At 68.0% G+C, this 8,927-nt stretch carries 6 protein-coding genes; all 6 read left to right on the top strand.

Features of this window, described 5'->3' with window-relative positions:
- Positions 1–473: 473 nt before the first annotated feature.
- Genes ACO6VM_RS12715 through ACO6VM_RS12740 form a run of 6 tightly spaced genes read left to right on the top strand, consistent with a single transcriptional unit; the run spans position 474 to position 8,821 of the window.
- The gene (locus ACO6VM_RS12715) at positions 474–1,265 is read left to right on the top strand and encodes an enoyl-CoA hydratase/isomerase family protein (protein ID WP_401058987.1); all 792 of its coding nucleotides are present in this window, start codon (positions 474–476) and stop codon (positions 1,263–1,265) included.
- A 37-nt stretch (positions 1,266–1,302) separates the two neighbouring features.
- Entirely contained in the window at positions 1,303–2,463 is a 1,161-nt protein-coding gene (locus ACO6VM_RS12720) for an acyl-CoA dehydrogenase family protein (protein WP_401058985.1), read from the top strand.
- A gap of 13 nt (positions 2,464–2,476) precedes the next feature.
- A complete protein-coding gene (locus ACO6VM_RS12725) occupies positions 2,477–4,576 on the top strand; it encodes an acetate--CoA ligase family protein (RefSeq protein ID WP_422403361.1) in 2,100 nt (699 codons plus the stop codon).
- Between the two features lie 10 nt (positions 4,577–4,586).
- Positions 4,587–6,194, top strand: a complete 1,608-nt coding sequence (locus ACO6VM_RS12730) for a 5-guanidino-2-oxopentanoate decarboxylase (protein ID WP_401058981.1) — start codon at positions 4,587–4,589, stop codon at positions 6,192–6,194.
- Between the two features lie 28 nt (positions 6,195–6,222).
- A complete protein-coding gene (locus tag ACO6VM_RS12735; RefSeq protein ID WP_125464344.1) occupies positions 6,223–7,413 on the top strand; it encodes a pyridoxal phosphate-dependent aminotransferase in 1,191 nt (396 codons plus the stop codon).
- A complete protein-coding gene (locus tag ACO6VM_RS12740; protein ID WP_422403362.1) occupies positions 7,406–8,821 on the top strand; it encodes an aldehyde dehydrogenase family protein in 1,416 nt (471 codons plus the stop codon). Before ACO6VM_RS12735 ends, ACO6VM_RS12740 begins: the two co-directional genes overlap by 8 nt.
- Positions 8,822–8,927 lie beyond the last annotated feature (106 nt).

The raw sequence follows: 8,927 nt of genomic DNA on the forward strand, positions 1-8,927 counted from the left end.
GCCCGCCGGTGATTTTGCAGCGCCTATCAGATCGAGCGCCGCCCGCGCGGCGCTTCGCGGGTAAACCCGCTCCCACAGTCTGTTTCGGGCCAGTCTCTCCTGGACCATCTCCTGGTCCGCCTTGTTGGTAAGACGCGGTTTCAGCGTGGGCGTTGCCGCCGCCCCACATGACTCAAGGCATGCACCAAGGCAGGCACCGGTACTTTCACAGGAGTAATTGGCCCGAAACAAACTGTGGGAGCGGGTTTACCCGCGAAGCGCCGCGCGGGCGGCGCTCGATCTCATAGGCGCCGCAACCCTGTCGCCATGCACCTTGTAGCCAAAACGCGATCCTGTTCTCCCCCTGATTCCCCACCACTTGTTCGAAGTTGTAACACCGCCTTCTCCCCCAATTGCCTCCTTGTTGAACACTCGTTTAGCATGAGCCTCAAGTCACCCACCCTCAGCACAATCACAACAATCCGAGGCCCGTCATGACTGCTCCGTCGTCCCTACTCATCCAGGTTGAAGCCGGCGTCGCCTGGATCACCCTGAACCGCCCCGACCAGCGCAACGCCCTGGACATCCCGACCCTCAAACACCTGCACGCCACCCTGGAAGCCTGCAACAGCGACCCGGCCGTGCGCGTGGTGGTGCTGACCGGCACTGGCCGCAGCTTCTGCGCCGGGGCCGACCTCGCCGAATGGGCCGAGGCCGAAGCCCGTGGCGCACTGGAAACCTACGGCTGGACCGAAACCGCCCACGCCCTGATGCAGTGCCTGCACAGCCTCGACAAACCCACCATCGCCGCCATCAACGGCACCGCCGTCGGCGCCGGCATGGACCTGTCGCTGTGCTGCGACCTGCGCCTGGCCGCGCAATCGGCCCGCTTCAAGGCCGGCTACACCAGCATGGCCTACTCGCCGGACGCCGGCGCCAGTTGGCACCTGCCACGGCTGATCGGCAGTGAACAGGCCAAGCGCCTGCTGTTCCTCGACGAACTGTGGGGCGCTGAGCGTGCCCTGGCCGCCGGCCTGGTGGGTGAAGTGGTCGCCGACGAGCAACTGGCCACGGCCGCCGCCGAACTGGCTGCGCGCCTGGCCCAGGGCCCGACCTTCGCCCATGCCCAGACCAAGCGCCTGATCCGTGACGGTGCCCAGCGCAGCCTGGCCGAACAGCTCAGCGCCGAACTGGCCGCCGGCTTGCTCTGCGGGCGCAGCCAAGACGGCGCCGAAGCCTTGCGCGCCGCCAGCGAAAAACGCGCGCCACGCTTCATCGGCAAATAAGCACTCCCTTTTTCCCCCGGTTACCCAGGAACAGGCCATGAATTTCCAACTGACCCAAGAACAAGAAATGTTGGTGGATGCCGTACGCAGCTTCGTCGCCAAGGAGCTGCTGCCCCATGAAGAGGCCGTGGACCGCGCCGATGAAGTCTCTCCCGAACTCGCTGCGCAGATCCGCGGCAAGGCCATCGCCGCTGGCTTCTACGCCTTCAACATGCCCGAGGAAGTGGGCGGCGGCGGCCTCGACTACCTGTCCCAGGCGCTGATCGAGCGCGAGCTGTCGAAAGTCTCCTGGGCGCTGCATGTGTTCGTCGCCCGGCCCTCGAAGATCCTCATGGCCTGCACCGGCCAGCAGATCGACGATTACCTGCTGCCCTGCATCCAGGGCGAGAAGATCGACTGCTTCGCCCTGACCGAGCCGGGCGCCGGCTCCGACGCCAACGCCATCAAGACCCGCGCCCTGCGCGAGGGCGACGACTTCGTGCTCAACGGCAGCAAGCACTTCATCAGCCATGCCGGGCACGCCGACTTCGCCATCGTCTTCGCCGTCACCGACACCTATGAGCACAACGGCCGCAAACGCAACGCGGTGACCGCCTTCCTGGTCGACCGCGACACCCCGGGCATGACCATCCGCCGTGGCCCGAAATGCGTGAGCAACCGCGGCTACCACACCTACGAGATGTTCTTCGACGACTGCCGGGTGCCGGCAAGCAAGGTGCTCGGTGAAGTCGGCAAGGGCTGGGAGGTGGCCAACGCCTGGCTGACCGCAGGCCGAGTGATGGTCGCCGCCAACTGCGTCGGCCAGGCCCAGCGCGCGCTGGATGCGTCGCTGCAATGGGCAGCCGACCGCAAACAGTTCGGCCAGGCGATCGGCAGCTACCAGGGAGTGTCGTTCAAGCTGGCCGACATGGCCACGCAGATCCGCGCGGCCGAGCTGTTGACCCTGCACACCGCCTGGAAAATGGACCAGGGCACTATGACCGATGGCGAGGCCGGCATGGCCAAGCTGTTCGCCAGCGAAGTGCTGGGCAAGGTGGCCGACGAGGCCGTGCAGATCTACGGCGGCATGGGCCTGATGGACGAAGGCCCGGTGGAGCGGATCTGGCGCAACGCGCGGATCGAGCGGATCTGGGAAGGCACCTCGGAGATCCAGCGCCACATCATCTCCCGCGAACTGCTGCGCCCGCTGCTGCGCTGACCGGAGCCTCGCCATGTCCAACGCCATTCGTGACAACCTCAAGCGCCTGCTGGCGCCCCGGCACCTGGCCTTCATCGGCGGGCGCAGCATGGCCCGCGCACTCAAGCGCTGCGCCGACGGCGGCTACCAGGGCCAGCTGTGGCTGGTGAACCCGCAGCACGACAGCATCGACGGCGTGCCATGCGTGCGCAGCGTGGCCGAGCTGCCCTGCGCGCCGGACGCGGTGTTCATCGCCACCAACCGCGAACTGACCCTGGCCTGCGTCGCCGAACTGGCCGCCAAGGGCGCGGGCGGGGCGATCTGCTATGCCTCGGGCTTCGCCGAAAGCGGCGCCGAAGGCCAAGCCCTGCAACAGCAACTGTTGGCCGCCGCCGGCGACATGGCCCTGCTCGGGCCCAACTGCTACGGCCTGCTCGACTACCTGCACAGCGCCGCCCTGTGGCCCGTGGCCCACGGCGGCAAGGCGGTGGACAAGGGCGTGGCGGTGCTGACCCAGAGCGGCAACTTTGCCTACAACCTGTCCATGAGCGACCGTTCGCTGCCGGTGGCCTACATGGCCTCGGTCGGCAACCAGGCCCAGCTGGGCATCGCCGAACTGATGGACGTGCTGCTCGACGAGCCACGGGTCACGGCCATCGGCCTGCACCTGGAAGGCTTGAAGAACGTGCCGGGCTTTGCCCGCGCCGCGCACAAGGCGCTGGAGAAGGGCATCCCGATCATCGCGCTGAAGACCGGCGTGTCGCAGATCGGCGCCGAACTGGCGCTGAGTCATACCAGCTCGCTGTCCGGCTCCGACGCCCTGTACGACAGCCTGTTCGAGCGACTTGGGGTGATCCGTGTCAGTGGTCCGGTGAGCTTCGTCGAAACCCTCAAGGCCGCCGCCTGCGGTAACCTGCCCAAGGGCGACAGCCTGATCGCCCTGGCCTGCTCAGGGGGGGACGCCGGGCTGATCGCCGACTACAGCGAAAGCAATCAGCTGCGCCTGCCTGCCCTGGACAGCAGCCAGGTCGATGAACTGGCCCAGGTGCTGCCTGCCTACGCCAACCTGGTAAACCCGCTGGACTTCACCACGGCGATCTGGGGCGACGGCGAGGCCAAGCAGCGCATGCTCGACAGCGCCCTGCGCAGCGACGCCGACGCGGCCATGCTGGTGCTGGACTACCCCGCCGAGTTCACCGGCGAACGCAAGGAATGCGACCTGCTGCTGGGGTTGTTTTGCGAGGCTCTGCAGCGCCATGGCAAGACCGGCTTCGTCACCTCGGCCTTCCCCGAACTGCTGCCGGCCAGCGCCCGCGAGCGTTTGCACGCGGCCGGCGTACCGGCCCTGCAAGGGGTGGAAGACGGCCTGGCGGCCTGGGGGCGGGTGGCCCGCTATGCGCAAAAACGCGAGGCGTTGCTGGCCCTGGGCGAATCGGCGCTGGTGCCGCTGTGCCCGCATGCACTAAGCGGTGACAGCCATCTGCTCAATGAGTGGGAGTCCAAGCAGGCCCTGCGTGGCTTTGGCCTGCCTGTCCCGAATGGCGTGCTCAGCAGCCCGCAGCAGGCGCTGGCCGATGCGCGCAAGGTAGGCTTCCCGCTGGTGCTCAAGGCCGTCAGTGCGCAGTTGCCGCACAAGACCGAGGCCGGTGCCGTGGCGCTGAACCTGGGCGATGAAGCGGCCCTGAGCCGAGCGTTGGAACAAATGCGCACACGCATTGCCGCCTACGCCCCCGGCGTCGTGTTCGACCAGGTGCTGCTCGAACCCATGGCCAGTGCACCGCTGGCCGAGTTGATCGTCGGCATCAAGCGCGAGCCGGACTTCGGCCTGGCGCTCGTCATCGGTGCCGGCGGCATCCTCGTCGAGCTGCTCAAGGACAGCAAGAGCCTGCTGTTGCCGACCACCGACGGCGCCATCCGCAACGCCGTGCTCGGCCTGCGCAGCGCCGCCTTGCTGCAGGGCTTTCGCGGTAAGCCCGCAGCGGACCTGGACGCGCTGGTCGCCGCCATCCGCGCGGTGGCCGACTACGCCTGCGAGAACGCCAGCCAGCTGCTGGAGCTGGATGTGAACCCATTGATGGTCGGTGCCACCGGCACCACCGCGGTCGATGCCTTGATCCGCCTCGGCCAGGTGTAAGGACATGAACATGACGAACAACACACTGACTGGTGGCCAGGCGCTGGTGCGCCTGCTGGCCAATTACGGCGTCGACACCGTCTTCGGCATCCCCGGCGTGCACACCCTGGAGCTGTACCGCGGCCTGCCCGGCAGCGGCATCCGCCATGTGCTCACCCGCCACGAGCAGGGCGCCGGCTTCATGGCCGACGGCTATGCGCGGGTCAGCGGCAAACCGGGGGTGTGCTTCATCATCACCGGCCCCGGCGTGACCAACGCCGCCACCGCCATTGGCCAAGCCTACGCCGACTCGATACCGCTGCTGGTGATCTCCAGCGTCAACCACACGGCCAGCCTGGGCAAAGGCTGGGGCTGCCTGCACGAGACCCAGGACCAGCGCGCCATGACCGCGCCAATCACCGCGTTCTCGGCGGTGGCCCTCAAGGCCGAGGACCTGCCGGAGCTGATCGCCCGCGCCTATGCGGTATTCGACAGCGAACGGCCGCGCCCGGTGCATATCTCGGTGCCGCTGGATGTGCTGGCGGCGCCGGTGGCGCGGGACTGGAGCTTTGATGTGGTGCGCCGCCCCGGGCGCGGCCCGGCGAACCTTGCAAGCGTGGAGCAGGCGGCCAGCAAACTGGCGGCGGCCAAACGCCCGATGATCATTGCCGGGGGTGGCGCGCTGGGCGCTGCGGCCGAGCTGCAACTGCTGAGCAAGCGCCTGGCCGCGCCGTTCTTCACCAGCGTGGCCGGCAAGGGCCTGGCGCCATTGGACTCACCGCTCAACGCCGGCTCCAGCCTGTGCGTCGAGCCCGGCTGGGACCTGATCGCCCAGGCCGACGTGGTGCTGGCGGTCGGTACCGAAATGGCCGACACCGACTTCTGGCGCGAGCGCCTGCCGTTGACCGGCGAGCTGCTGCGGGTGGATATCGACCCGCGCAAGTTCAACGACTTCTACCCCTGCGCGGTGGCGCTGCATGGCGATGCCGGGCAGACCGTGGCTGCGCTGCTCGAGCAATTGCCAGACAGCGTGCGCGATGCCACAACGGCCAGCGCCTCGGTGGCCACACTGCGCAGCGCGGTGCAGGCCAGCCACGGCCCGTTGCAGGCGCTGCACCAGTCGATCCTCGACCGCATCGCCGCCGAGTTGCCGGACAACGCCTTCATCAGCACCGACATGACCCAGCTGGCCTACACCGGCAACTACGTGTTCAACAGCCGGGCGCCGCGCAGTTGGCTGCACCCGACCGGCTACGGCACCCTCGGCTACGGCCTGCCGGCCGGCATCGGCGGCATGTTCGCCAGCAGCGAGCGCCCAGGCCTGGTGTTGGTGGGCGATGGCGGCTTCCTCTATACCGCCCAGGAACTGGCCACTGCCGTCGAAGAGCTGGACCGCCCGCTGGTGGTGCTGCTGTGGAACAACGACGCGCTGGGGCAGATCCGCGACGACATGCTCAACCTGGACATCGAGCCCATCGGCGTGCTGCCGCGCAACCCGGACTTCGCAGGCCTGGCCCGCGCGTTCGGCTGCACGGTCGCCCAGCCGCAAAGCCTCGACGAACTGCAACGGGACCTGCGCGGCGGCTTCGCCCGCAACGGCGTGACCCTGATCGAGCTCAAGCACGCCTGCGCGCGCTGAGCCCATCCCGCACAACAGGATATTTGCCATGCGTTTTTCTTCCCTGACCCAACGGATCGCCGGTGACGGCGCTGCCGCCTGGGAGATCCACTACCGCGCCCTGGCCATGCTCGAACAGGGCCGCGACGTGCTGTTGCTGTCGGTGGGCGACCCGGACTTCGACACCCCGGCGCCTATCGTCCAGGCCGCGATGGACAGCCTGCAGGCCGGCAACACCCATTACGCCGACGTGCGTGGCAAGCGCAGCCTGCGCGAGGCCATCGCCCGGCGGCACCAGCAGCGCAGCGGCCAGGCGGTGACGGCCGACCAGGTGACGGTGCTGGCGGGGGCGCAGTGCGCGCTGTTCTGCGTGGCCCAGTGCGTGCTCGAGCCGGGCGATGAAGTGATCGTCGCCGAGCCGATGTATGTCACCTACGAAGCGGTCTTCGGCGCCTGTGGGGCGAAAGTGGTACCTGTGCCCGTACGCCCGGAGCATGGTTTTCGTGTGCAGCCCGAGGATGTGGCCGCGCGAATCACCCCGCGTACCCGTGCCCTGGCGCTGAACAGCCCGCACAACCCCTCCGGCGCCAGCCTGCCGCGCAGCACCTGGGAAGCCCTGGCCGAACTGTGCATCGCCCACGATCTGTGGCTGATCAGCGACGAGGTGTACAGCGAGCTGCTGTTCGACGGCGAGCACATCAGCCCCGGCAGCCTGCCGGGCATGGCCGAACGTACGGCGACGCTCAACAGCCTGTCCAAGTCCCATGCCATGACCGGCTGGCGGGTGGGCTGGGTGGTGGGTTCGCCGGCCCTGGCCGGGCACCTGGAGAACCTGGCGCTGTGCATGCTGTACGGCTCGCCGGACTTCATCCAGGACGCCGCGGTGGCTGCGCTCGAGCAGCCACTGCCAGAGCTGGAAGCGATGCGCGAAGCTTACCGCCAGCGCCGCGATCTGGTCTGCGCGTGCCTGGCGGATTGCCCGGGTGTGCGCGCGCTCAAGCCCGATGGCGGGATGTTCGTGATGGTCGATATCCGCGAAACCGGGCTCAGTGCGCAGGAATTTTCCAACCGCCTGCTCGATCTGCATGGGGTTTCGGTGTTGGCCGGTGAGGCCTTCGGCCCGAGCGCGGCCGGGCATATTCGCCTGGGCCTGGTGCTGGGCGCAGAGCCTTTGCGCGAAGCCTGCCGGCGTATCGTGCTGTGTGCCGGCGAGCTGATGGAGGCGCAACGCAATGCGTGAGTACAGCCGTTTGTTCATCGATGGCCGCTGGCAGCAGCCGCTGGGGCAGGGCATGGCCGAGGTGATAGACCCGGCCAGCGAAGCGGTCGCCGGCAAGGTGCCGCTGGGTAACGAAGCGGACGTGGAGCGGGCGGTGCAGGCGGCACGCCGGGCATTTGCCGACTGGTCGCGAACGCCTTCCAGCGTGCGCGCCGGGTACATTCGTGCCCTAGTCGAGCAGCTCAAGGCCCGAGCCGACGAGATGGCCGCGGTGATCACCAGCGAGCTGGGCATGCCGGTGCAGTGGTGCCTACCGGTGCAGGTAGACGGGCCGATCGTCGGGCTCGAGCAGTACATCGAGCTGGCCGGGTTGATGGACGATGTGCGCGAGGTCGGCAACTCGCTGGTGTACCGCGAGGCAGTGGGCGTGTGCGCGTTCATCAACCCGTGGAACTACCCGCTGCATCAACTGATCGGCAAGCTGGCGCCGGCCTTGGCGGCCGGTTGTACCGTGGTGGTCAAGCCCAGCCAGGAAACGCCGCTGCATGCCTTTGTGCTGGCCGAGATGATCGAGGCCATCGGCTTGCCGGCCGGGGTGTTCAACCTGGTCAGCGGGCCGGGGTCGAAAGTGGGCGAGGCCTTGGCCCGGCACCCGCTGGTGGACATGGTCTCGTTCACCGGCTCCACCGGCGCGGGTGTGCGTGTATCCCAGGCGGCGGCGCCGTCGGTGAAGCGGGTGTGCCTGGAGCTGGGCGGCAAGTCGCCGCTGCTGATCGGCGCCGATGCCGACCTGGACGCGGCAGTGCGTTATGGCGTGCAGGACGTGATGATCAATTCGGGGCAGACCTGCACCGCGCTGACCCGCATGCTGTTGCCGGCGTCGCGCTATGCCGAGGCGTTGGACATCGCGGTGGACGAGGTGCGCGGGCTGGTGATGGGCGACCCGCAGGATCCGCGCAGCTTCCTTGGGCCGATGTGTTCGGCGGGGCAGCGGCGCACGGTGCAGGAGTACATCCGTGTCGGCCAGGAGGAGGGCGCACGGCTGCTGTGCGGTGGTGGAACGGCGCCGGGCTTCGCGCGCGGGTTCTACCTGCCGCCGACGCTCTTTGCCGATGTCGACAACCGTATGCGCATCGCCCAGGAGGAGATCTTCGGGCCGGTGCTGTGCCTGATCCCCTATGCCGACGAGGCCGAGGCGATCGCCCTGGCCAACGATTCGCCGTTCGGGTTGTCCAGCGCGGTGTGGGCCGGCAGCCGGGACAAGGCGCTGCAACTGGCGCGGCAACTGCGCGCGGGGCAGTGCTTCGTCAATGGTGGGGCGTTCAATTACCAGGCGCCGTTTGGGGGGTACAAGCAGTCGGGCAATGGGCGCGAATGGGGGGAGGAGGGGTTGGCTGAGTTTGTCGAAGTGAAAGCGATCCAGCTCTGAGGGCCTCATCGCGGGTCAAGCCCGCTCCCACGAGGTAGTCCACTGTGGACTACCCCCAAAGGTCGGATTGGTGTCCAGCTTCTTGGGGTAGTCCACAGCGTGGGAG

This window comes from Pseudomonas sp. GZD-209 (genome assembly GCF_049310485.1).
Lineage (GTDB): Bacteria > Pseudomonadota > Gammaproteobacteria > Pseudomonadales > Pseudomonadaceae > Aquipseudomonas > Aquipseudomonas sichuanensis.

Coding starts and splice junctions, on each gene's coding strand:
- ACO6VM_RS12715 (WP_401058987.1), top strand. CDS start 474: ATGACTGCTCCGTCGTCCCTACTCATCCAGGTTGAAGCCGGCGTCGCC.
- ACO6VM_RS12720 (WP_401058985.1), top strand. CDS start 1,303: ATGAATTTCCAACTGACCCAAGAACAAGAAATGTTGGTGGATGCCGTA.
- ACO6VM_RS12725 (WP_422403361.1), top strand. CDS start 2,477: ATGTCCAACGCCATTCGTGACAACCTCAAGCGCCTGCTGGCGCCCCGG.
- ACO6VM_RS12730 (WP_401058981.1), top strand. CDS start 4,587: ATGACGAACAACACACTGACTGGTGGCCAGGCGCTGGTGCGCCTGCTG.
- ACO6VM_RS12735 (WP_125464344.1), top strand. CDS start 6,223: ATGCGTTTTTCTTCCCTGACCCAACGGATCGCCGGTGACGGCGCTGCC.
- ACO6VM_RS12740 (WP_422403362.1), top strand. CDS start 7,406: ATGCGTGAGTACAGCCGTTTGTTCATCGATGGCCGCTGGCAGCAGCCG.